The sequence below is a fragment of the Tepidiphilus sp. HLB4 genome, assembly GCF_054823945.1.
Map to the genome: position 1 here is coordinate 1 of NZ_JSYB01000090.1, position 1,916 is coordinate 1,916.

1 protein-coding gene and 2 pseudogenes are annotated in these 1,916 nt (G+C 54.4%); all 3 read left to right on the top strand.

Features of this window, described 5'->3' with window-relative positions:
- Window positions 1-202, top strand: a pseudogene (locus OA56_RS10530) (hypothetical protein); the annotation flags it as partial.
- A gap of 150 nt (window positions 203-352) precedes the next feature.
- A complete protein-coding gene (locus OA56_RS10535; RefSeq protein WP_461585193.1) occupies window positions 353-895 on the top strand; it encodes a hypothetical protein in 543 nt (180 codons plus the stop codon).
- Between the two features lies 1 nt (window position 896).
- Window positions 897-1,916 (top strand): annotated as a pseudogene (locus OA56_RS10540) (hypothetical protein); the annotation flags it as partial.

The following is a 1,916-nucleotide window of genomic DNA, read 5'->3' on the forward strand; positions in this document are numbered from 1 at the left end:
GACGGAAGGCGATGACGTGCTGCGCGGCACTGCGGGCCGAGACATCCTCGACGGCGGCGCAGGCAACGATGTGCTGCGCGGCTTCAAGGGGCGCGATGGCATCGTCAGCCTGAGCCTGGCCCACCCCCTCAAGTATCAGAATCTCGCCAACGGCAATGAACAGGTCGCTGCCAACGGCGCATTATGGGTGCAAGCAGCATGACGCCGAGCACTTCACCCAGACCATCAACCGACTCAAGGGCAAGGTGACGATGATCTTCATCACGCATCAGGTGCCCAAGGGCTTGCAGGTGGATGAGGTGGTGAATGTGGGGCAGCATGCCATAGGCATGATTTTGGTGAAGGACGAAAAATGAAGCAATTAAGCAAAGATCAGTGGCGAAAAATCCATGGAATTAAAGAGCCGAAAGATCCTGCAGACCCCAATGTAGTGGCCAGAAGAATGCTTCATGAGTCCATTGTCCAATGGGAACTCAAGTGGATAAATCGCTTGCACCTAGTCTCTGCCTCATTAGCATTTGCCATCGTGTTATTTCCGGTGATCAACAAGACTTGGTATGGATTCGTTACTTCAATCCCAGTTGTTTCATGGATTCACAGGGAGTTTTCTAGCTTCAGTGGCGTTTTGATTTTCTCCTTGGCTGTGGGCTTGTTCTTTTACTTTTACTCAGCCAGCAAAATAGATGGCAAGAGCTATTCGGAATATGGTTACCCTATCAATCTTAGTCAAATTAGGTCGGCAGAAAACATATTGCATGGCGAACTTTACCCGCGAACAAAAATAGAAGAGAAAGTGTTTTTTGCCGATTTCGCGGGAGGGGTTTGGATGGCAACGGTGTTTTGGTTTGTTGCTTTCGGTGGCATTTCCTTTTTGATTAAATCCGGAGGGCAGTGAAATGAGTTTTTGTTCAATCCCCCAGACTCTGGGGGCACTGGGTACCGCAGGTGAGCTTGCAGCAGCAACAGCTGATGCCAATTCGGCCTACACCGGTGGACTTGATAAATCGAATAACGTGGGATCAATGGGGGCCGCCGTCGTTGCCGCTACGGCAACGGCCATGCAGCTGGAGAGGTCGCCTGCGTTCCTTCGGGGTCTCGGAATGGGGTTTGCACCAGCAGCCGCAGCGACACAGGCCTCGCTAAACTTGGCAGCATTGCAGAATGCGACGTCCGCAGCTGACGAGTTTGCTGCTGGGCTGGGCGTTCTTGCTGGGGTTACTGGAACGATTGCAGGCCTTCTGCCTCCATCACCAGCAAAAGTTGCTCTAACAGCAGCATCCATTGCTGCTTCAGCTGCCCAAGCGCTCGTGCAAGCGCGCGAACCACTTGAACAAGCCATGCTTGATGCACTTGATGAAGGCACACAGGCGTTCAATCAATTTTTCTACAATAGATCCGGCACATGTGATATCGAGAAGATCAAAAAGAAAACCCAAACCGCCTCCACCATTCCCTCTCCCGTCGCACTTGATCTGGACGGTGACGGCATCGAAACGGTATCGGTCAGCAACGGTGCCCTGTTTGACCACGCCGCCGACGGTTTCGCCGAGCTGACCGGCTGGGTGAGCCCGGATGACGGGCTCCTGGTGCGCGACCTCGATGGCAACGGTACCATTGACAGCGGCCGCGAACTCTTCGGCTCCGAAACGCAACTGGCCAACGGTCAGAAAGCTGCTAACGGTTTCGAGGCACTTCGCGGACTCGATAGCAATGCAGATGGCGCCATCGACAATAACGATGCGGCCTTCGCCGAACTGCGCGTGTGGCAGGACGCCGACGGCAATGGTCGCACCGATGCGGGCGAACTGCTCACCCTGGAAGAAGCCGGGCTGAAGAGCATCAACGTCAACTACACGAACTCCAGCTTCATCGACGCCCAAGGCAATGCCCACCGGCAGGTCGGCAGCTACACCACC